General features: G+C 47.9%; 17 protein-coding genes. 13 read left to right on the forward strand and 4 right to left on the reverse strand.

What is annotated here, in order from left to right:
* Positions 1 to 6 precede the first annotated feature (6 nt).
* From FN808_RS11115 to FN808_RS11125, 3 genes are all read left to right on the forward strand, one after another.
* Positions 7 to 1,398 (forward strand): amidohydrolase family protein, encoded by a 1,392-nt coding sequence (locus FN808_RS11115; RefSeq protein WP_142714776.1) that lies wholly within the window; start codon positions 7 to 9, stop codon positions 1,396 to 1,398.
* 20 nt (positions 1,399 to 1,418) lie between these two features.
* A complete protein-coding gene (locus tag FN808_RS11120; RefSeq protein WP_142714672.1) occupies positions 1,419 to 2,762 on the forward strand; it encodes an amidohydrolase family protein in 1,344 nt (447 codons plus the stop codon).
* A 464-nt stretch (positions 2,763 to 3,226) separates the two neighbouring features.
* Positions 3,227 to 4,489, forward strand: coding sequence for a collagen-like domain-containing protein (locus tag FN808_RS11125; RefSeq protein ID WP_142714673.1), 1,263 nt, complete (start codon positions 3,227 to 3,229; stop codon positions 4,487 to 4,489).
* A 502-nt stretch (positions 4,490 to 4,991) separates the two neighbouring features.
* On the opposite strand, the gene FN808_RS11130 is transcribed toward FN808_RS11125, so the two are convergent.
* Positions 4,992 to 5,543 (reverse strand): hypothetical protein, encoded by a 552-nt coding sequence (locus FN808_RS11130; RefSeq protein WP_142714674.1) that lies wholly within the window; start codon positions 5,541 to 5,543, stop codon positions 4,992 to 4,994.
* A 187-nt stretch (positions 5,544 to 5,730) separates the two neighbouring features.
* Between FN808_RS11130 and gatB the strand changes: the two genes are divergently transcribed.
* The 4 genes from gatB to purD all read left to right on the forward strand — a co-directional run bounded on the left by gatB (position 5,731) and on the right by purD (position 10,748).
* Positions 5,731 to 7,173: an Asp-tRNA(Asn)/Glu-tRNA(Gln) amidotransferase subunit GatB gene (gene gatB / locus FN808_RS11135; RefSeq protein WP_142714675.1), complete on the forward strand. Its 1,443-nt coding sequence runs from the start codon at positions 5,731 to 5,733 to the stop codon at positions 7,171 to 7,173.
* Positions 7,174 to 7,206: 33 nt separating this feature from the next.
* Entirely contained in the window at positions 7,207 to 8,547 is a 1,341-nt protein-coding gene (locus FN808_RS11140; RefSeq protein WP_142714676.1) for a TlpA family protein disulfide reductase, read from the forward strand.
* A 17-nt stretch (positions 8,548 to 8,564) separates the two neighbouring features.
* Positions 8,565 to 9,338: a triose-phosphate isomerase gene (gene tpiA / locus FN808_RS11145; protein ID WP_142714677.1), complete on the forward strand. Its 774-nt coding sequence runs from the start codon at positions 8,565 to 8,567 to the stop codon at positions 9,336 to 9,338.
* 120 nt (positions 9,339 to 9,458) lie between these two features.
* Positions 9,459 to 10,748: a phosphoribosylamine--glycine ligase gene (gene purD, locus FN808_RS11150; protein ID WP_185958360.1), complete on the forward strand. Its 1,290-nt coding sequence runs from the start codon at positions 9,459 to 9,461 to the stop codon at positions 10,746 to 10,748.
* 25 nt (positions 10,749 to 10,773) lie between these two features.
* Here purD and menE read toward each other — a convergent pair whose 3' ends face one another.
* The 3 genes from menE to FN808_RS11165 are packed head-to-tail and all read right to left on the reverse strand — an operon-like array spanning position 10,774 to position 14,245.
* Positions 10,774 to 12,270 (reverse strand): o-succinylbenzoate--CoA ligase, encoded by a 1,497-nt coding sequence (gene menE, locus FN808_RS11155; RefSeq protein ID WP_142714678.1) that lies wholly within the window; start codon positions 12,268 to 12,270, stop codon positions 10,774 to 10,776.
* A 2-nt stretch (positions 12,271 to 12,272) separates the two neighbouring features.
* Positions 12,273 to 13,352, reverse strand: coding sequence for an o-succinylbenzoate synthase (menC, locus tag FN808_RS11160; protein WP_281280774.1), 1,080 nt, complete (start codon positions 13,350 to 13,352; stop codon positions 12,273 to 12,275).
* Positions 13,349 to 14,245, reverse strand: a complete 897-nt coding sequence (locus tag FN808_RS11165) for a 1,4-dihydroxy-2-naphthoate polyprenyltransferase (protein WP_142714680.1) — start codon at positions 14,243 to 14,245, stop codon at positions 13,349 to 13,351. Before FN808_RS11165 ends, menC begins: the two co-directional genes overlap by 4 nt.
* 281 nt (positions 14,246 to 14,526) lie before the next feature.
* Here FN808_RS11165 and FN808_RS11170 point away from each other — a divergent pair, with 281 nt between their 5' ends.
* The 6 genes from FN808_RS11170 (at position 14,527) to FN808_RS11195 (ending at position 21,412) form a co-directional block, all read left to right on the forward strand.
* Complete coding sequence (locus FN808_RS11170) at positions 14,527 to 16,710, forward strand: glutamine synthetase III family protein (RefSeq protein ID WP_142714681.1); 2,184 nt, start codon at positions 14,527 to 14,529, stop codon at positions 16,708 to 16,710.
* Positions 16,711 to 16,947: 237 nt separating this feature from the next.
* A complete protein-coding gene (locus FN808_RS11175; protein ID WP_142714682.1) occupies positions 16,948 to 17,577 on the forward strand; it encodes a rhomboid family intramembrane serine protease in 630 nt (209 codons plus the stop codon).
* Between the two features lie 56 nt (positions 17,578 to 17,633).
* Positions 17,634 to 18,503: a rhomboid family intramembrane serine protease gene (locus FN808_RS11180; RefSeq protein WP_142714683.1), complete on the forward strand. Its 870-nt coding sequence runs from the start codon at positions 17,634 to 17,636 to the stop codon at positions 18,501 to 18,503.
* A gap of 73 nt (positions 18,504 to 18,576) precedes the next feature.
* Entirely contained in the window at positions 18,577 to 19,815 is a 1,239-nt protein-coding gene (gene ispG, locus FN808_RS11185; protein WP_142714684.1) for a flavodoxin-dependent (E)-4-hydroxy-3-methylbut-2-enyl-diphosphate synthase, read from the forward strand.
* A 42-nt stretch (positions 19,816 to 19,857) separates the two neighbouring features.
* Positions 19,858 to 20,499 carry a hypothetical protein gene (locus FN808_RS11190; RefSeq protein ID WP_142714685.1) on the forward strand — a complete coding sequence of 214 codons (642 nt, stop codon included), beginning with the start codon at positions 19,858 to 19,860 and terminating at the stop codon, positions 20,497 to 20,499.
* Between the two features lie 145 nt (positions 20,500 to 20,644).
* Positions 20,645 to 21,412, forward strand: coding sequence for a tetratricopeptide repeat protein (locus FN808_RS11195; RefSeq protein ID WP_185958362.1), 768 nt, complete (start codon positions 20,645 to 20,647; stop codon positions 21,410 to 21,412).
* Positions 21,413 to 21,454 lie beyond the last annotated feature (42 nt).

The following is a 21,454-nucleotide window of genomic DNA, read 5'->3' on the forward strand; positions in this document are numbered from 1 at the left end:
ATGACTATGAAACGGATTGTGCTATTGTTTTTGGGACTTTGTGTAAGTTTTAGCGGCTATGCACAGGAAAAAGGATCCGTACTTATCACTAATGGAACGGTCCTGACGATCACCGATGGCAACAAGGAGAACACTGATGTACTTATAGAAAACGGCATCATCACCCGGATAGGCAAGGATATTCCTGCACCCAAAGGGATCAAAACAGTAGATGCAACAGGCAAATATGTGATGCCTGGTATTATTGATGCACATTCGCATATTGCTGCTGTGGATGTTAATGAGTGGACTCACCCCGTGACAGCCGAGGTGTCGATGGAAGAGTCCGTCAATCCCAACGATATAAATATCTATTGGGCATTGGCCGGGGGGGTTACGAGCATCCATTTAATGCATGGGTCCGCCAATGTTATAGGGGGGCAAAATGAAACACTGAAACTCCGTTATGGATCAAGCATGAATGATATGCGCTTTAAAGATGCGCCGCGAACCATAAAATTTGCGCTGGGGGAAAATCCCACCCGCGTGCACGGGCAGGGTTTCAACGTACAGCCCCGAACCCGGATGGGAGTTGAGCAGGTAATCCGCAATCATTTCGATGCCGCACTGGATTACCGGCGGGATCGGCAAGACTACCTGGATGCCCGCGATGCGTATGAAAAGGGGGAACGGGAAAGCCCCCCGGTGCCGGTGGCTCGGAATATCCGTATGGAAACCCTGGTTGATATCATTGAAGGAGAGATACGAGTGCACTGTCATTCTTACCGATCCGACGAAATTATGATGCTGATGCGGGTTTTTGAAGATTACGGAATTAAAAGTTATACCTTCCAGCATGCCAATGAAGCTTTTAAAATCGCCCCGGAACTCCGTAAAAATAATGCCTATACCTCGGTGTTCTCGGATTGGTGGGCCTACAAGTTTGAGGTATATTATTCAACGGCTTTTAATGCCTCCATCCTCAATGCCAATGGCGTTATAAACAGCATCAATTCCGACAGTGGGGAGCTGATTCGCCACCTGAATCACGAGGCGGCCAAGACCGTTCATTACGGGGAAACTTCAAAACAGGACGCACTTAAGATGATCACCATTAATCCGGCTATACAACTGGGCATAGATGAAAAGGTGGGCAGTCTTGAGGAGGGGAAGCACGGGGATGTGGCAATATGGAGTGGGCATCCGCTGAGTATTTATAGTGTCGCCGAAGCCACCTTTATTGACGGGCAGCAATATTTTGACCGTTCAGGCGATCCCGATGATATGAGGTTGGATCCCGACCCGGAGGGAAGTTTTGCGGAGGCGCGCAAGCGCTGGTATGAAGAACATGGCCGCCGGGGGGCTACCTGCATGGAAGGGGCAGAAATCCGCTTCAGCAAGCGGGGGATGCAATTTTAGGAATCAATTAAAGCATAGAAATGATGGTTAGTCTAGTAATGATGAAAAAGAAGTATCTGAAGGCTTTTGCCCTGTCCGGCATAGCTGTTTTTCTGCTGGCAACGACGGCACAGGCGCAAATTACAGAGAAAGCAGAATTTGGAAAATTTGCCATCACTAATGTGACGGTTCATACTGTGATTGATGGTGTTATTGAGGGCGGGGTTGTGCTTATAAATGGCGAAGAAATTGAATTTGTAGGGAGGAACGCCCGGATAACATCCGACTATCAGCACATAGATGCCTCGGGAAAACATGTTTATCCAGGCTTTATGGATGCCGGTACGCAGCTGGGCCTGCAGGAGATTGGGGCTGTACAGGTAACCAGGGACCAGGCAGAACTGGGCGAATTCAATCCCCATGTACGGGCTTTTACGGCCATCAATCCCAGCAGCGTCAGTATACCCGTGACGCGCGTCAATGGGGTTACTCACGTGGTTTCCATGCCCGTATCAGGACGCTTATCGGGAAAAGCAACCCTTATTGATCTCTATGGATACACGCCTGATTCCATGGCCATATCTCCCAATGCAGCCATGCATCTTAATTGGCCCACTGCCATGAAAAGAGGCCCGCATGATCAGCGGAGTGACAAGGAAGTGGAAGAAGCTTATCAGAAGAATATCAAGCAGTTGAATGATTTATGGGAACGGGCTGTCTTCTATAATGAGATGATGGAATCCTATCAGGAAGGTTCTGGGGACCAAGAGCGGCCGGAGGTTCAAAAGAAATTAGAAGCAATGCGGGAGGTGATCAGCGGCAATATTCCGGTTATTATCTCGGTAGATCAGAAAAAAGATATCCTCAATGCAATAGCATGGACCGAAAAACACCCGAAAACCCATTTTATCCTGGCCGGAGTACAGGAAGGATGGCGCGTAGCCGATGAAATCGCGGAGGCAGATTTACCATGCCTGGTATCCACCCTTTATACCCCCGAACGCGACTATGACAATTATCAGCGTCCCTATCAGAATCCAGCAATGCTGCACAAGGCAGGAGTGAAAGTGGCCATCGCTACAGGTGAGATCGAGAATGTGCGCAATGCTCCCTATCATGCCGGTTATGCCGCAACCTACGGGCTCGGCAGGGAAGAAGCCCTGAAGGCCATTACACTGAACCCCGCTGAAATTTTTGGGGTAGATGATAAGCTGGGCAGCATTGCAAAGGGAAAGCAGGCCAATCTTTTTATTTCCGATGGTGATCCTTTTGAACCGATGACTCAGATTGAACAGGTGTTTATTCGCGGGTATAAGATTCCGATGGTGAGTCGACACTCACAGCTCTATGAAGAGTATCTCAACCGGGGAGCAGAGACTAATTGACAAGAACCGGCACGGTAATCCCTTTATTTAATGGTGGGGTCTTTAACAGGCCACACCATTTTTTTTGGTGATTGGGCGAGACCAGTGAACATTTATCAGGCAGAGCAGTACTGCTTTTCTTTTGAGCATAATCCGTTACTGTTAGAGCTTGAGATTAATTTGAGCTCTTTTTGCTGTGGACTTCGTATTAAAAAGTGGAAGGAATTCATTGCCACTACAGCAAGCTCTAATTCGGTATATAGATCGTAGCATTGCCGTTATCCAAACATAACATCTGATGACCTGCCTGCACCGGAGTGATATTCGGTGTGGGCTTATCCCTTTTGCAGATTTATACACGTCTGTGTTAATACATGTAGAATCAACATAGGTTCTTCTCAATTACAACACTATTAGGCTTCAAAAATAACGATCGTATGTTCTATAACATGGTAGCATCATTCGCCAGAACATTTGTATTATTAATGATAGCATTTGCTGTTGGAATCGCCGGCTGCGAGGGTCCCCAGGGACCGGAAGGTCCAAAAGGAACCCAGGGGCCGGAAGGGCCCGTGGGACCGGCCGGAGAGGATGGCAGCGTGATGTACGCCAGTGAGGGCACACCGACGTCGGATATCGGGGCCAAGGGCGACTACTACCTCGACAGCAGCACCGGCGAGCTGTATGGACCAAAAGATAATGACGGCTGGGGCAATCCCATTATTGTACTGATGGGGGAGGACGGACAAGATGGGGCCAATGGTCAGGACGGGGCGGATGGTGAAGACGGCACTACCATTCACCCGGGGTCCGGATCCCCCGATGCCTCCGTCGGTGTGGTTGGCGACTTTTACCTGGATATGGACAATATGAACCTCTATGGTCCCAAGACGGACAGTGGCTGGGGCACGCCGACCAGCCTGATGGGCGAGGACGGACAGGATGGGTCCGATGGCCAGGACGGAGCGGATGGTAAAGATGGCAGCCAGATCTACTCCGGCAGCGGAAGCCCGGATGCTTCCCTGGGCACCAACGGGGATTACTATTTTGATACGGCAAACAAGGAGCTGTACGGCCCCAAGACCGACAGCGGCTGGGGTACGCCCACCAACCTCAGTGGAGCCGACGGCCAGGACGGGGCTGACGGGCAGGACGGAGCCGATGGCGAAGACGGCAGCCAGATCTATGCCGGCACCGGGGCCCCCGGGGCCTCACTGGGTGTGGAAGGCGACTATTACCTGGATAAAAGCAGTTATGAACTCTACGGTCCGAAGACCGGCAGCGGATGGGGAATTCCATTGAATCTGAAGGGGGCCGACGGCAACGCCAACGTAACACGATACCGGTTTCCAGGCTTTAGTGATGGCACTACCTTGTCTATTGACATAAACAGCGAGGCTGAAATGAGGGAGAGTGCCTGGCTTGTCTACCTGGTAGTCAGAAATTATTTCGTAACCAGCAGTCCCTTTGCGAATTATACTTATTTTCACATTCCCGGTCAGGGGCGATCCAGCGTGATCTTTGACGTTTTTCATTATTATAGCAGCTGGACGACAAATCCAAAATTGATCTTCAATATTTCAGCACGGGGAGGAAGCAGTCAATCCTACGATGCCGTGGAAGTAATAAGGATCGAATCGGAGCAAACCGAGAGCTATTTAAAACAGAATAGCGGAAACCAGGCTATCATACCTGAGGGGATTGATCCAGGAAATTATGAGGAAGTGGCCAACCACTATGGATTTTAGTGGTTATGCAATGCTTTATATGCAGAAGTAGCTCAGTGGATAGTGAACAGAGACTGGCTTAGAAAATAAAATGATCCTTTCTTTTGAATGGGCTCAGCCGCGAGGCTGAGCCCATTTTATTTTGCCTGTCGTATTTCAGGCCTTAGGGCAGATCATTGCTTTGAACATTCAGTCAGGGAGGAGGTAAGATAAATCGGAATATGTAAAAAAATATTTGCAAAAGAGAAGGCGGCGTCCAATATTCCAGGTACGCCGCCTTTAGGGATTATGATAAGGGAAATCGTTGTTTAAAACTGGTGATCGGAACTATGTCCGATTTATTAGTTAACGCTGTTAACTAATAAATATTATATCGATTCAATAAATTAATTTTAATTCTCTAACCATTCTTGGGCCGTCTTAAAATCAGATCAAAAGGTAGGCCTATACAGAGAGGTTTGTAAATTGATAGTATCTATATCGCTTATCGGTATATACTATTTGAAATAGTTTAGTAAATAGTCTATAAACTGAAATAATCTGCTTGCTCAGCTGGGATGTTCACCCCAGGAGTGTGTCTCTTTACGAAGTGCATAATCCGGCCGATATCATCCACCTTGAGCGTGAAATGGGCGGATTGAAGGGGGATAAGCTGTTGATAGGCGGTACTGTTTTTCCTTTTCCACACCAAGTGGTAGTCGTGCGCAAAGTCGAACAAGGCCTCTTTCTCTGTGCGCGGCCTGCTTGGAACAAAGGCGAGGCTTTTTATCTCATCGGTTGCAATGCTGTGCGTATTGAGCAAAACGTTGCCCTTATGGATGTCAATAACAAGCTTATTTTCTTTAAAATAAAATATGAAGTGATACCGGGATTCTGAGAGTTTAAAAATTCCCGAAAAACTAATAAAAAATAATAGCAGTGCGGCTACCTGCTTGACGCTCATGACGCTCCAGTTTTCAGAATTAAATGTTCCTGCAAGAAAGAATGCTCCCGTAGCAGTACTTATCAAAACAACTAAAGACCAGAACAGGTTAGCGGTTTCCTCGTAAATATGCAGTTTTTGCTGTAGAGTCATCACCGGTAATGTATTGCACTATTTCATGATATCAATAAAATCGTATTGGCTATCTATGATAGAAGGTGGGAAAATTTATGTAGCATGACAATAGCATAAGATTTTATATTCTTGTAAATAGATTAATAAATGTCCCATACGTTTAATATCTTTGCCATCAAAATGAATCGGTAATCAATTGTTATCCATGAGCAGTTCCAATATAGATTATGAAGCGGTTATTGGATTGGAGGTCCATGCCCAGCTATTAACAGAAAGCAAAGCATTTGCACCGGTATCCACGGAATTTGGAGGATCACCCAACACGCAGGTTACCCCCTTGTGTCTCGGTCATCCGGGAACACTGCCGGTACTCAATGAGAATCTTGTGCGCTATATTATAAAGATGGGGCTGGCAACAGACTGCAGCATCGCCCGAAAATCAATCTTTGCCCGTAAAAATTATTTCTATCCCGATCTGCCGAAAGGATACCAGATTTCTCAGTATGAGACGCCTATTTGCCATGATGGAAATATTACCATTAAACTGGATGATTACAATAAGGATATTGGAATCACCCGTATCCATATGGAAGAGGATGCAGGTAAATCCATCCACGATCAGGATCCCTTCAATACGCTTATCGATCTCAACCGTTCCGGCGTTCCTCTGATTGAAATAGTTTCAGAGCCCGACCTCCGCACCCCGGAAGAGGCCTATGAATATCTGAAACGCATTAAGCAAATTGTACAGTACCTTGAAATTTGTGACGGCAATATGGAGGAGGGCAGCCTGCGGTGTGATGCCAATGTTTCGGTACGGCCCAAAGGACAGAAGGCATTTGGAACGCGGACGGAGCTTAAAAACATGAACTCCTTCCGTAATGTTGAGCGCGCCATCGCTTTTGAAATCGACCGCCAGATCGACCTCATTGAGTCGGGCGGTGAAGTTGTTCAGCAAACGCTCTTGTGGGATGCCAATAAGATGGAGACGCGCACCATGCGTTCGAAGGAAGAAGCCCACGACTATCGCTATTTCCCGGAGCCGGATATTCCTCCGGTAGTTGTTACCGATGAAATGTTATCTGAAATCCGGGAGAGTCTGCCCGAGATGCCGGATGTACGGCAGCAGCGCTTTGCTGATGAATTCGGCATGAGCGAAGAAGATGCCCGGACACTTACGGAAAATCGCTACCTCGCGGATTACTATGAAAACGTACTGGAGTATGTTCAACATCCGAAAGCGGTTGCCAATATCATCCTTTCGGAAGTCTTACGCGTACTCAATGAACAAAGTATCGCCATTGATGCCTTTTCGATTTCCGAGAAGCGTTTGGCCGGGCTTGTAGAGCTCCGGGAAAACGATAAAATAAACTCTTCCGCCATGACGGAGATCTTTGATGCCATGCTTGATGAAGAAAAATCGGCAGAAGATCTTGCCCAGGAGATGAATCTGATGCAGGTATCGGATACCGGATTTCTTGAACCCATCGTGGATGAAGTTATTGAAAGTCATCCGGATGAGGTGGCACGCTACAAGGAGGGGAAAAAAGGGCTTATTGGTTTTTTTATTGGGCAGGTGATGCAGCAGTCGCAGGGAAAAGCCAATCCCCAACTTGTCCGTGAACTAATTGCTGAACGCCTGAATTAAGCCTAATTCCGAACCACAGTTCATATTTCCTGTATGCTTACGAGACAATTGCCTTTTTTTATTCTTATTGCCCTAATTAGCCTTGGGTGCTCTGCTAATAAGAAAAAAGAGGCTGTTGTCAGCGGTAAATTTTCTGTAACTGATACGTCGGTACAGGATACGCTCTATTTACCTGTTGACATTACCATTGTACAGGAAGATTCGGTTGGTGCCAACCCGGATACCCTTTTCCAGGCGACTACGGATTCAAGCGGGTCCTTTTCCGGCACGGCTTCCTTTGCGTCCAAAAGAGAATACCCGGCATTTATCAGCCGGGATGGGCGAAACCTGCTTCGTTTTGGCGTTATTCTGGCCGAAGGAGACTCGGTCCAAATTGAGGGCCGATTCCCCGGCATTGGCAATACGCTTACCCTCTCTTCCAGGGAACATGATGCCCTTCGACAGTTCAGGAACCTGAATAGAGGTTTCCAGCGTGTTGCCCGTTTCATTAGTGCCGGCCAGCTTCAGGGAGATACTCTTGAACAGGAACTTTCAAAGTGGAGTGATCTGTATTATGAACTCTACAAAGAAAATGAACAAACAAGAGCTGGTGAATTGGCGATTACAGAATCCATTCGTTTACTGCAGGGATGGGACAACAGTACCATGATGAAACGCATACGCTCGGTTCAGAAACAAGACAACCTGGTACACCTGGCTGCCAATTACGGCAAGGATTATGTTGCAGAGAGCCAGGGGCTCGAGGCTGCCCTGGCATATCTGGACAGCCTTGAGCAGATCAGCGAGGCCCGCAGGCCCAAAATGCAGATTAGTATTGAGCGCATTGGACTACTATATGACAGCGCACGTGTGGAGGAAGCACAGCATAAGCTGGAGGACTTCAAGAAGCAGTTTGATGATGACAGCACGGCGCAGAAATGGGCAGAATCAATCAGCTATGATCTGAATTACCTTTCACCGGGCGACCAGCTGCCTGAATTTGAGTTTACCCAAAAGGGAGCGATTATTAGCAGGGACTCCCTGCTGGGAGAACCGTATATTCTGGAGATAACACGCCTTGCAAATCCACTCTATCAGGAGCAGTTTGATCGCACGGTAGTCATTCACAGTATCTACAAGAACTATGGGCTTAACGTCGTAACCCTTCCCCTGGATGAAAGCCAAATTACGGTGGATGCATTTTTCGAGGAGCGGATCAAGCCATGGCCGGTGGCCGATGCCCGCGCATTTGATCGTGAAAATTTGTTGGAAAAATTCAATATACGGCTCATCCCCACCCGTTTTCTGATTGACAGGGATGGTAAAATTGTAAGAAAATATGTGGGAAGGGAGTTTCAGGATATCATACAGGACCTTCAATCAATTACCAATTAAGATAAAGAATAAATATCATGCGAAATTTTTTAGTGGCTGGAAATTGGAAAATGAACTGTGGACCCGAAGAAACCAAGAAGCTGTTACAGGGGATTAAAAATAGCGGAATATCAATACCGGAGACTATAGATGTACTCGTGTGCCCCCCCATGATTTCACTGACGGTGGCTTCAGATGAACTTAAAGACGCCGCGGGCATCGCCCTGGGAGCCCAAAACGTACATTATGAAGACAATGGAGCCTACACGGGCGAAGTTAGTACCCAGATGTTGAATGAGGTTGACTGTGAATATGTCATCATAGGGCATTCTGAACGCCGCGAATACTTCGGGGAAACAGACCAGACCGTAAATGCCAAAGTAAAAAAGTCACTTTCAGATGGTCTTCGCCCGGTTATCTGCGTAGGGGAGTCGCTGAAACAGCGCAAGGCAGGAGAGCATCAGCTCATAGTTCGCAAGCAGGTTGAGGCAGCCCTTACAGAGGTTGATGAAGAGGATGCCGAAGACCTTGTAGTTGCATACGAACCCATCTGGGCCATAGGAACCGGGGAGACGGCGACACCGGATCAGGCCCAGGAAATGCATAAAATGATCCGAGGCGTACTGTCCGATTTATACGCTTCAAATGTGGCTGATAACATTCAGCTTCTGTATGGCGGCAGTATGAAGCCCCATAACGCCGAGGAGCTTCTGAGCCAGCCTGATGTGGATGGGGGACTTATAGGAGGGGCCTCTTTGAAGGCCGACAGCTTTACTGAGATTATTAAGATCGCTGATCAGATATCCTCCTAAAAAAGAATCTGCAATATAAATGGTGCAAAGGGGTTGGAACGCTCCTTTGTACTGTTATTTTATTTATATTCTCTCTGTAAATCAGCGTTAATTAAATAATTCCTCAATAATCGTATTGACATGGGTTTGAATGTACTTTTACTAGGCAGTGGCGGACGCGAACATGCAATGGCCTGGAGCATGGCAAAATCTGACCGGCTGGATGATCTATATATAGCTCCGGGAAATCCCGGAACGGCTCAGCTGGGTGAGAATGTTGATTTGGCCCTAGCGGACTTTGATGCCATTCTGGCTTTCGTGGAGAATAACAATATTGATTTAACCGTCGTGGGTCCAGAGCAGCCGCTGGTTGAAGGCATTACGGATTTTCTTGAGGCAGAAGGTCACAAAGTTTTTGGTCCGTCCCGAATAGCCGCACAGCTGGAAGGCAGTAAGAAGTTTGCCAATGAATTCATGAAAAAGAATCATATTCCCACTGCTGATTTTGAGACCTATTCGCAGGATGAGTTTGACCAGGCCCTCTCGGTGATCAAGAAAAAGGACAACTACCCCGTCGTATTGAAAGCGGATGGACTGGCCGGGGGAAAGGGTGTGTTTATCTGTGAGACCGAAGAGGAGGTCGAAAAGCGGCTGGATGAACTCAAAGAAAACACTCGTTTTGGTGATGCGGCTGAAACGCTGGTGGTTGAAGAGTTTATGAAAGGGGAGGAGGCTTCTGTCTTTGTCATATCAGATGGTAAAACAGCAAAAATCATCCATTACGCCCAGGATCACAAACGGATAGGAGAGGGAGACACCGGGTTGAATACCGGTGGCATGGGGGCTTACGCTCCCACACCGGTGCTGGGTAAACGCATGCTTCAGCGCATAGAAAAGGAAGTTATTCTTCCAACAGTATCAGCGATGCTGCTCGATGGAAATCCCTACAAGGGCATCTTGTACTGTGGCCTCATGATTACAGAGGAGGGCCCCAAAGTGGTCGAATACAATTGCCGTTTCGGGGACCCCGAATGTCAGGCTATTCTTCCGTCACTGGAATCCGACCTGCTTGAACTAATGGAAGCCGCAGCGGATCAGCGGCTGGACCAAAAAGAAGTCCGGATCGATGACAAGTACCGATGTTGTGTGGTGCTGGCCTCCAAGGGGTATCCCCTCGATTATGAAAAAGGCAAAGAAATTACCGGTATCGAAGATGTATCAGATGACGCCCTGGTGTTTCATGCAGGAACCAAAGCAGAAGGAGGAAAAATTTTCACTGATGGTGGGCGCGTAATGAATGTGGTCGGTGCCGGCAAAACCTTGCCCGAAGCCATCAAGAATACCTACAGCGAGGTTAAAAAGATCAACTTCGAAAACAAATATTATCGGTCCGACATCGGGGCAAAAGGTCTTGCCCATTTGGACGAATGAAGCAGGCAGGGAGGAAGTGAAGCCTCTACAATCTGCTGGCTATACTTTCTTGTACCTTGTCGCGTAGTACTTTACCGGTTTTATTCCTGGGTATTGCATCGAGCTGTATGATCTGTTTAGGCACTTTAAAGGAACTGATTTTTGACCGGAGCTTTTGCCGTATAGCATCAGGGTCTATGTGCTGACCCTTTTTTGCGACCACTGCGGCTACCACTTTTTGCCCCCATTCCTCATCCGGCACTCCGACGACGGCAGCCTCCTGTACGGGAGCTACTTTGCGCAGTGCCTGTTCAACTTCAAGGGGGGACACATTTTCGCCACCGCTCACAATGAGATCGGTGCGCCTGGCCTCAATAAACAGCTCACCACGATGGTTCAGATGGCCGTAATCCCCCGTATTAAACCAGCCGTCCCTGTCAAAAAAGCAGCCCTGATTCTTTGTTTGGTAATATCCCTCAAATACCTGAGGACCTTTCAGCCATATCTGCCCGGAATCGCCTTCTTCTAGGGCCTGTGCTGACTCATCACGAATCTCAATGCGGTTAGGACTGAAAACCTGGCCCACACTTTCCCTGGGACGGCTCAAATCTCCCACTGTCATAAGGGGATTGGCAGCAATCTGGGCACAGGTTTCAGTCATGCCATAGCTTGCAACTACGGGAATACCACGGTTGAAACATTCATCGACAAGCGTTCCATCCAGAGGGCCTCCCCCCAGCAGAATGGCCATGAAGTGATCATGAACAGAAAAGTCACCCCGCTTCATCAGCCGTTTCAACATCGTGGGAACCATAGAGGCGGCTACCATATGCTGCTTCTTGTCCAGTAGTTCGGTCACTCTCGAAATGTCAAACGTATCCATGCGATAGACACCCGAGCCGTACAGCAGGGAACGAAGTATGACGGAAACCCCGCCGACATGGTGCAGCGGCAAAGAGAGCAGCCACAGCTGATTTCTTCCCGGATCTATGTTCGCTTCAGAAGCCTTTGCTCCATACAGCACCTGTCTTCGTTTCAGAGGAACAATTTTGGGTATGCCGGTGGTACCCGATGTAAAGAAATACCCAAAAATCTGGTCAGGATTGATGTTTTTCTTGTGATCCTTAACCCACGGCTCGGGGGTGAAATCAGGTTTAAGTATTTTGGCAAGAGCAAACCGGCTGATATGAACTGTTGGGCATGAAAAATCAGGATGCTCAGGGTCCTGGTCGCAGATAATGAGTTCGACCCTGACTTGCTGCAGGTACTGGCTCTGTTCCCGTGCAGACAGGCCGGCATCAATTGTCACAAAGGGTATGCCCAGCCTCCAGCATGAAGCAATAAGAAAGACAAGCTCATCAGAAGAGTCTGCCAAGAGGGCGACGGGTCGGTCAAAATTGAGGTTGCGCTCTTTGAAAAAATACAGAAATGCGTGTTCAAACTGCCTTAAATCATCATAGATGTAGGTGTGGACCGCTGATTCAAGAAATACATCGATCGGCAGGGGCTCATGGAAAGAGGGAATGGATGGTGCAGAACTCATGACTATCTGATTGTTTTTGCTTTTGATGCAATGAGGGTCGGGTTTATGGTCCCAAAATCCAGTTCATCAGCCCGGATGGAGCCGGAATGAATGTTAGGGAGATTGGATGCGAAATCTTCTGACAGCACAGAACCCGTGGCAAGGCCGTGGGCATAATCCGAAGCCCCCATGCCCAGGGCCAGGGCAGCAGTAATCATCCGTCCGATACTGCTCTCCAGGCTCGAGGTAAAAACAATTTTGCAGCCCGTAGCCCGGGCCTGCTGCCGAATAGTAAAGAGGGTAGAGAAACTTCCTATTACCATGGGTTTGAGAATAAGTATGGAGCAACTGTCCAGCAGGTCGGCCCAGTTTGGTTCTATGTTGACCGATTCATCCAGGGCCAGCGGCACGGAGGTTTCGCGTCTGAGTTTATCATAGGCAGACGGGGATGGATGGCGCAGCGGTTCCTCGCAATATTCAATACCAATGGGTTCCAGTGTTTTCAAACGGGTTGCTGCCTCTTCCAGTGTCCAGGCCCTGTTGGCGTCGACCCGGATGCGAAGGTCGGGAAATAGATACCGGATCCGGGTGAGCTGTTCATATTCCCGCTTAAAATTACGACCTACTTTGCATTTAACGGTATTGAATCCATCGCGTGTCAGTTCCTGAATCGCTGTGATGGGGGAGGCTTCCTGCAGAAGGGGGACCAGGCCATTCACTGTTATTTTTGAATGAGTGTGACCAAAAAGGAATGTTGAGATTTTTTTTCCCGCTTGTTGGGCCTCCAGCTGTGTGGCCACCGAATCCAGAGCAAACTGGAGGGAGGGGGCGGTTTCCCGGGCTTTGTAATAGTTCTGAAGCTGTTTCAGCGGGCTGGGCGAGGAGAGCATATTCAGCCACTGCTGGTGCTGACTGGTTACGACCGGTGCTAGTTGTTCGAATGTTTCATTGGAAAAGCCGGGCAGGGGTGCTGCTTCTCCGTAGTATTTCTTTCCCGAAGAAGAAAGTACAAAAATGATCCCTTTTCGTTCATAGTAGATACGACCACTATTTTTCAAGGGTTCATTAAAAGGCAGTTGATATTGATAGCATGCTAACTTCACAATAGATCAAGCAATATACCCACACTGAACAAGAGACCAAACAGCGTCATATACTGGGCCGTTTGTTCCAGTGCTTTATTCAGTTTACGTTTGTCCTGTTCCGTCCAGATTTTATTAAGAAGCATGACGGCCATGGGAAGCGTTATATAGGCAAGAAAAACGGGGAGACCGTAACCAAGACGAAAATAGAAGTGAGGAGGAATGGCAAGGGCCAGTAGCAGCATCAGGAGGTATTCCCACCGGAGTACTTGTTCACCGAATAGTACACCAAGGGTATTTTTCCCGGCGGGTCCATCTTGTTCGATATCACGCAGATTATTGACGACCAGGATATTCGTGGATAATGCACCCACAGCCAGCGACGCCCAGAATGAATCGGTACTCCATGCCAGGGCATTTACATAATAGGTGCCCATGACGGCTATGATCCCGAAAAAAAGAAATACAAAAAAATCGCCGAGCCCATTGTACCCCAGGGGAAATGGCCCCCCGGTATAAAGTACGCCGCAAACCAGAGAAGTTACACCGATCCAGAAAACGATCCAGCCTGCATGCCAGACGAGGTAAAGTCCCATCAGAAAAGCCAATCCCATGGTGATGATGGTGGCATTACGCATGGTCCTGGCAGGGATCAGTCCTTCGGCCGTGGCCCGTTCGAAACCGATACGTTCCCGGGTATCTGCTCCCTTTTTGAAGTCAAAATAATCATTGGCAAAGTTGGTCCCTATTTGAATGAGAAATGCACAGAGCAGGGCTACCAGGGAGGGCAGCCAATCAAAAGCCTGGTGATATGCGGCAATGGTGGAACCTACACAAACCGGTACAAAAGCTGCCGGCAGTGTCTGTGGACGTGCAGCCCTGATCCAGGTACCGAGCATGTCTTCATTGGTCATGGGTGATGAATGACTCTAAGTTGAGAAAAATAATCAGCACCAATTATAGGAATAAATTGATCACTTAAAAAAACAAGCCTGGATTTTATTTCAGCAAAAAAAGTTAGTCTGCAAGGGCCGGTTAGATCCCTTTTACTTAAAAAATAATATTTTAATGCGTAAAGGCCTTTTATAATAATATTACTGCAAATAAAGAATTAAAAAAATTTTGCAATATAATTTTCTTCGCGTATTTTACGTGCAGTTTATAATTCGGACCTAAACAACACATTTTAAATAAAATGACGAAAGCAATTCGACGATACGATACACTGGCAGCTGCCCGTAATTGGTTACCCAATGCCAATGGGGAGCAGTCACAATCGATGAATATTACCGAAATCTTTGGTGAGAATACACTTCAGCTGGAAGCTCTTAAAGAGCGCTTGCCGAAAGAGATTTGGGTAGCTCTTCAGCGAACCATTCAGGAAGGAGAAGAACTTAACTCAAAAGTTGCGGATGCAGTGGCTGTAGCCATGAAGGATTGGGCTATGGAAAAGGGGGCCACCCACTTCACCCACTGGTTTCAGCCGCTTACCGGCTTTACCGCAGAGAAGCATGATAGTTTTATCACCCCCAATGAAGGAGGTGGCGCCATTGCTGAATTTTCAGGGAAGGAACTGATACAGGGGGAACCCGACGCTTCCAGTTTTCCCCACGGTGGTCTTCGTCAGACTTTTGAAGCCCGGGGATATACGGCATGGGATCCCACATCGCCGGCCTTTATTATGGAAAATCAGAATGGATCTTACTTGTGTATACCGACGGCTTTTGCCTCCTGGACCGGGGAAGCGCTGGATCACAAGACGCCTCTTCTGCGTTCAAATGAAGCCCTGAATAAGCAGGCCAAGCGAGCCCTCAAACTTTTTGATGTGGACACAAAGCGTGTGGGCTCTACTGTTGGATGTGAGCAGGAGTATTTCCTCGTGGACCAGGAATTCTATTATCGTCGACCGGATTTAATGACCACAGGACGAACCCTTGTAGGAGCTAAGCCCCCCCGCGGGCAGGAGCTGGATGATCACTATTTCGGCTCCATCCCGGAACGTGTGCTTTCTTTTATGCTTGAAGCCGAGAAGGAGCTTTATAAGCTGGGCATCCCCGTAAAGACAAGGCATAACGAGGTTGCTCCCAGCCAGTATGAGATCGCGCCCATTTTTGAAAGTTCCAATATTGCGGCCGACCACCAGCAGCTGATGATGATCACTCTGAAACGCATTGCCCGCAAATACGGCTTCGAGTGCCTGCTGCACGAAAAGCCCTATGACGGGTTGAACGGCAGTGGCAAGCACCTTAACTGGTCTCTGAGTACCAGCGAGGGCATGAACTTGCTTGAGCCGGGTGACAATCCACATGACAACATGCAATTTCTCTTTTTCTTTTCAGCCATCCTGAAAGCGGTATATGAAAACCAGGATCTGCTGCGCATCAGTATTGCTCATGCCGCCAATGATCACCGGCTGGGTGCAAACGAGGCTCCTCCCGCCATTATCTCTGCCTACATAGGTGATCGCCTCGAAGATGTCATCAACCAGCTGCTGGAGGGTGACCTCAAAGAATCCAAGCAGGGCGGACTGCTGGGTCTCGGAACACCGGTATTGCCGTCTATACCAAAGCATGCAGGAGACCGCAACCGTACGTCCCCCTTTGCTTTTACCGGTAATAAATTTGAATTCCGCGCTGTGGGATCCAGCCAGTCTATTTCATTCCCCACGGTCGTATTAAATACCATCGTGGCAGATGCACTCGACGAGATGTGTACACAGCTGGAAGAAAAAGTAGACGGTGACAACTCATTTGAAAAAGCCCTGGGGGCTGTGTTGTCGGATACGCTGGAAACCTCCAAAGACATTATTTTCAATGGCGACGGCTATTCCGACGAGTGGACAGAGGAAGCCAAAAACCGCGGGTTGCTTAACCTGCCGACTACGATGGATGCCCTTCCGCTGTTGACCGATGACAAGAACATCGATCTGTTTGAAAAGCATAAGGTGCTGAATGAGCGTGAAGTTCATTCTCGTCAGGAAATTTGGGCTGAGCAGTACCTGACGACCCTGAATATTGAAACAGATACGACTGAGGCGATTGCCAAAACCATGGTGTATCCGGCTGCTGTTCGTTACCTGAATGAACTGGCTGAAAGCGTCGAGCGTATTCAACGGCTGGAGCTTGATAACAGCGGTTCCATGGCTATGCTGCAAAAAGTCAATACGGGCATTAATAGTCTTAATGAATCGCTTGAGGAACTCCGCGAAGCGGTGTTGGAGGGCGAGGAGCTGCCGCTCATGGAGCGTGCTACCCACATTAAGGATAACGTGATACCCGTCATGACGAAAGTTCGGGATTCTGTCGACTTCCTCGAACGCTACGTCGCTGATGACTACTGGCCGTTACCCATCTATCGCGAGATGTTGTTTGTTAAGTAAGCCATAAATCATCTGAGGCAAGAGGGCGATGCTCATAATATTGGGCATCGCCCTTTTTTAATCATTTCAGGGGCCAATATTCCGGCTTTCTATTTAAAAAATCTTTTTTGGAAAAAAGAACTGTGGTTTTTACCGTATATGACAATTCTCGGAATGATTCCGTACCCAAATTATTAGAATTGGTGTGCAGGAACCGTATATTCCGATGAAAGAAAATAGTAATTAACACCTGTATTCTTGAATTATCAGTCTTCGAACTACCAGCCCAATACGCAGCTATCCATATTTCCACCGGCTGTTAAACACTTACTTATCATCAATGGCCTTGCATTTGTAGGGCTGAATACCCCTGTCATCGGACAGTTCCTTTTCGAATATGGCGCACTGTGGCCCATCGGCTCCGGACGTTTTGATTTCTGGCAGTTGATTACCTACATGTTTCTGCATGCGGGTTTTAGCCATATCTTCTTTAACCTGTTTGCGCTTTGGATGTTCGGACAGGCCATCGAGAACTACTGGGGAACCCGCCGGTTTACCATTTATTACTTTCTAACCGGCATTGGAGCAGCATTGCTGCATATGCTGGTGGGACCCGGAGGGGTACCCACCCTGGGGGCGTCAGGAGCTGTTTACGGCATCCTGCTGGCCTTTGGCATGATGTTTCCAGATCGGCCCATTATGCTTCTTTTTCCGCCCATACCCATCAAGGCTAAATATTTTGTAGCCGGCTTTGGGGCTATCGAACTTATCAGTGGTCTCAGCCGGGCCAATTCAGGAGTGGCGCATTTTGCCCACCTCGGCGGCATGCTTGTAGGTTTTATCCTTATAAAATATTGGGGAATGAGAAGTGAAAATTCTCAATATTAGCATAAAAATATTTGTTAATTTTAAATTTATACAGCCCTAAGCAATGAATACATCATATGTACGAAAACGAATCCTTCAGCAGTTCATTTAAACGTGGATACCGGGGGTTGCCGGTTGCCATACGTACCCTGATTACCCTTAATGTAGCCGTCTTTGTTTTACAGGTTGTCCTGGGTATTTTCGGAAGGGGGTACAGCAGTGCACTTATTCAGGCTTTTGCTTTCTACCCGGAATGGCAGACGGCATTATTTCAGCCCTGGCGGCTGGTAACCTATATGTTCCTGCATGGTGGAGCCTTTCACCTGCTGTTTAACATGTTGTGGCTGTGGTGGATGGGACGAGCTGTGGAGGAACGGCTGGGACCGCGTACATTTACAGTCATCTATATGGGGGCCGGCATCGGGGGAGCGCTTCTGGATATACTGTTCGCACAAATCATGGGCTTTAATTTTGTCATTGGTGCTTCCGGGGCTGTCTACGGGATCATGGTGGCTTTTGCCATGCTTTTCCCGACCATGCCGATCATGCTTATTCTGCTGCCGCCTATACAGGCACGATATGTCGTAGCCGGACTTATTGCCCTGGATGTTCTTTTGCTGGGCTCTCAGGACGGGACAGCCCGCATTGTTCACCTGGGAGGGGCGGGCATAGGGTATCTTTTAATGCGGGCTCAAATCCAGGGCACTGATCTGAGCAAGTGGATGTTACCCGTTGAACAGTTTTGGTATCGTCTGAAGGGAACCTATCAGAAATCAAAGTCCAAACCGAAAAATAAAAATATGTATACGGTTTCGGACGTTGAAATTGTTGATGAAACAGAACAGTCTGAACTGGATCAAATACTGGAGAAAATTTCTGAGAAAGGATATGACGGGCTGACCCAGGAAGAGAAAAAGAAGCTGTTTGAGCTTAGTAAAAAGAATTAAGAACATTAATTGTTACAGGTATATTATCCCATTGTCGATGCAGTGGAATATAACCGATTAAGTTGTTTCCAATATGTCTCATATTAAACGTCGAGAATCAATCCAGGTAATGGTCGGAGATGTTCCGGTAGGTGGAGGAGCACCCGTTGTGGTACAATCGATGACTAATACCGACACCGCTGATGTCGATGCCACCGCTGATCAGATAAAATATTTGCACCGGGCCGGGTCCGAAATTGTGAGAATCACCGTTAATAACAAGGAGGCGGCACAGGCCGTCCCTCACATCAAGGACCGCTTATTGAAAGAAGATGTCACTGTTCCCATTGTCGGCGACTTTCATTATAACGGCCATAAACTGCTGGTCGACTACCCGGAAGCCGCTAAAGCACTGTCGAAATTCAGGATTAATCCCGGCAATACCGGAACCAAAACACGGGACGAAAATTTTTGCACCATCGTTGAACAGGCCATAAAACACGAAAAGCCGGTTCGTATTGGGGTGAACTGGGGATCACTGGATCAGCAGCTTCTTGCTGACAAGATGGACGACAACAGCAAGCTCGAGAATCCCAAGTCCTCGAAACAGGTAATGCTGGATACGATGGTTGAAAGTGCTCGCAGATCCGCTGAACTGGCCGAAGATGTGGGGCTGGCCTCAAACAAGATTATAATCAGCTGCAAGATGTCGCACGTTCAGGATGTGGTTCACGTTTATGAACGTATTGCCGATCTGCTCGATTATCCTCTGCATGTGGGCCTGACCGAAGCGGGCATGGGGATGAAAGGCATGGTAGCCAGTTCTGCGGCCCTGTCGGTGCTGTTGCAACAGGGTATTGGAGACACCATTCGCGTTTCTCTAACCCCCAAACCCGGCGGCGATCGGGCAGAGGAAGTTCGGGTCTGCCAGCAGGTCCTCCAATCACTTGGGATTCGCAGTTTTGTCCCACAGGTTACCGCCTGCCCGGGCTGCGGCCGCACCAACAGTACCTATTTTCAGGAGCTGGCCGAAGAGATCCAGGATTATTTGAGGGAGATGATGCCCGTCTGGCGCGAGGTATACCCGGGAGTAGAGGAGATGAATGTGGCCGTTATGGGATGCGTGGTCAATGGTCCCGGCGAGTCGCGCAATGCAAATATTGGGATCTCACTGCCCGGTACCTTCGAAGAGCCGAAAGCCCCGGTCTATATGGACGGAGAACATCACAGTACCCTGAGAGGCGATAATATTGCCGGGGAATTCCGTGAAATCCTGGATAATTACGTAATGCGTAATTACGGAAAGAAGGGGAAGGTTGAACAAACACACTAGAAAAACGGTCCGCTGTAAAACCCTTGATACAAATGGACCATTATGACAAAATCTATATGGCATACTTTTTCGGCAATGATTTTGCTGACTTTTTTTTCCGGCTGTCAGGGGTCAGAGAGGGAAATTGTGAACCAGCAGTATTTAGAATCCGATGCGTACCATACCTTTTCTGACAAAGCGGAACAAGAAATCCGCAGGTCACGAAACCGCGAGCGTGATCTTTTTGAACAGTTGAAACTAATCGGAGATTGCCAAGCACCGCAAACCCTGGTCGTTCCTTTCACTATTGATTCATTGTCAGTCTCAGCATGGGCACTGGAAAACAAATACAACTGTTTCGATGACCGTGCCTTTACAGACAGGCTATATCGGCTTAAGGCAGCAGCCCAGACCCGATTTGGGAAGATGAATATATGGTGGGTGCTTCGTTCAAAACAAACGATTTACAAAGATCATGAATTATGGCTGGCCATCTTCAAAGAGAAAACGTTACACTCCGCGGAACTTATCGGAATTTTTAAAGAAAACCTGAGAGAGCAAATTACCACAACACTGAACGTCTCGAGCGTGGATGGCAAGCTGCTTATTCAGAGTAAGCAGCATCGAAAAATTATCTATCCCTTTGAGCAGAATAATTCTGTGGAAAAATCGTATCTAATTGGACCGCAGGGGGTTATAGATTAATGAAAGTTGGTATTATTCTGTTTTCCATTAGAAATCGGGTGGTATCCTCGGATTGGTATAAAGAAGGGCCGGGGTGATTATATTTTTTACAGCTCTTATAATTTTATACCTTGAAACAACCGGTTTCCATTTAACCCAGATGATTATGAAAATATCATATCCTTTTTGCTGGCTGGCGGTCTTATATTACGTGTTATTTCCCTCCATGCTTGCAGGCCAGGAGGCCGATCAACTACTCAGGGAGGCCGATTCATCCTATGCCGCATATGAAGAAGAGCAGGCGCTGAACCTTTACCAGCAGGTATTGGACGAAGAGCCCAATCATTACAGGGCACTCTGGAGGAGCAGCTTTCTCCATGCCCGTATAGGTAACCGCCTGGATACCGAAGAAAAAAAGAAAGAGTGTTTCGACCGGGCCATCCAGCTGGCAGAACGGGCACTGGAGGTCGATTCAACGGATTCTCAATCCAATTTTGTAATGGCTGTGGCGATGGGACGAAAGGCACTTATCTCAGGTGCCAAAGATCGTGTGGCAGCTTCACGGGCCATTAAAAAGTATGCGGACCTGGCAATAAAATATGACAGTACCCATGCGGGAGCATGGCACGTACTGGGTCGATGGCATTTTAAAGTGGCCAATCTAAGCTGGGTCGAACGCCTGGCCGCCAACACACTGTTTGGAGGGGTTCCCGGTAATGCAAGTAATCAAAAGGCTGCAGAAAGTATCCGGAAGGCAATATCGCTGAACGACAAGTATATTCTTTATTATTATGATTTGGCCAGGATATATGAGGAACTGGACCGCGAAAAAGAGGCTATTGAGACCTGTCAGACTGCCATGGAATTGCCTCTGTTGACCCCTGATGATCTTGACCTGAAAAACCAGTGCCAGCAGCTTATCCAAAATATTTGAAATTCTGTTGATATCTGTAAGCGCTTTCATTATTATCTCATG

Source organism: Fodinibius sediminis (assembly GCF_900182555.1).
GTDB classification, from domain to species: Bacteria; Bacteroidota; Rhodothermia; order Balneolales; family Balneolaceae; genus Fodinibius; species Fodinibius sediminis.

Coding starts and splice junctions, on each gene's coding strand:
- FN808_RS11115 (WP_142714776.1), top strand. CDS start 7: ATGAAACGGATTGTGCTATTGTTTTTGGGACTTTGTGTAAGTTTTAGC.
- FN808_RS11120 (WP_142714672.1), top strand. CDS start 1,419: ATGATGGTTAGTCTAGTAATGATGAAAAAGAAGTATCTGAAGGCTTTT.
- FN808_RS11125 (WP_142714673.1), top strand. CDS start 3,227: ATGATAGCATTTGCTGTTGGAATCGCCGGCTGCGAGGGTCCCCAGGGA.
- FN808_RS11130 (WP_142714674.1), bottom strand. CDS start 5,543: ATGACTCTACAGCAAAAACTGCATATTTACGAGGAAACCGCTAACCTG.
- gatB (WP_142714675.1), top strand. CDS start 5,731: ATGAGCAGTTCCAATATAGATTATGAAGCGGTTATTGGATTGGAGGTC.
- FN808_RS11140 (WP_142714676.1), top strand. CDS start 7,207: ATGCTTACGAGACAATTGCCTTTTTTTATTCTTATTGCCCTAATTAGC.
- tpiA (WP_142714677.1), top strand. CDS start 8,565: ATGCGAAATTTTTTAGTGGCTGGAAATTGGAAAATGAACTGTGGACCC.
- purD (WP_185958360.1), top strand. CDS start 9,459: ATGGGTTTGAATGTACTTTTACTAGGCAGTGGCGGACGCGAACATGCA.
- menE (WP_142714678.1), bottom strand. CDS start 12,270: ATGAGTTCTGCACCATCCATTCCCTCTTTCCATGAGCCCCTGCCGATC.
- FN808_RS11165 (WP_142714680.1), bottom strand. CDS start 14,245: ATGACCAATGAAGACATGCTCGGTACCTGGATCAGGGCTGCACGTCCA.
- FN808_RS11170 (WP_142714681.1), top strand. CDS start 14,527: ATGACGAAAGCAATTCGACGATACGATACACTGGCAGCTGCCCGTAAT.
- FN808_RS11180 (WP_142714683.1), top strand. CDS start 17,634: ATGTACGAAAACGAATCCTTCAGCAGTTCATTTAAACGTGGATACCGG.
- ispG (WP_142714684.1), top strand. CDS start 18,577: ATGTCTCATATTAAACGTCGAGAATCAATCCAGGTAATGGTCGGAGAT.
- FN808_RS11190 (WP_142714685.1), top strand. CDS start 19,858: ATGACAAAATCTATATGGCATACTTTTTCGGCAATGATTTTGCTGACT.
- FN808_RS11195 (WP_185958362.1), top strand. CDS start 20,645: ATGAAAATATCATATCCTTTTTGCTGGCTGGCGGTCTTATATTACGTG.